This is a genomic window from Winogradskyella marina (assembly GCF_015645385.1).
Classification (GTDB): Bacteria; Bacteroidota; Bacteroidia; order Flavobacteriales; family Flavobacteriaceae; genus Winogradskyella; species Winogradskyella marina.
In genome coordinates, this window is record NZ_JADOET010000078.1 from 1 (window position 1) to 302 (window position 302).

A 302-nucleotide genomic window follows, 5' to 3' on the forward strand; every position below is an offset into this window, starting at 1 on the left:
GGATAATCGATTATAAATTTTGATACGGTAACTAATCCACAGCCATTCTTGTCTCTTGCTGTGATCTCATGTTCTCCTGAAGATAGGTTGGTAAAGGTCCCTTCGTCTTGCCATGGCCCTCCATCTAAACTGTATTCATACACTCCAATTCCGCTTGCTACAGCTTCGATAGTATGATTATCTGCAAAGGCTTGTGTTACTAGTTCAACGCTTACACTTGGCGGTTCGCTTTCTATAACGTCTGTTGTATCTATATGAGTACAATTGGTCACTGTGGATGTATTCAGGTCTGTAACAAATAC

1 pseudogene is annotated in these 302 nt (G+C 40.7%); it reads right to left on the reverse strand.

Features of this window, described 5'->3' with window-relative positions:
• A pseudogene (locus ITJ86_RS17710) lies at positions 1–302 on the reverse strand (T9SS type B sorting domain-containing protein); the annotation flags it as partial.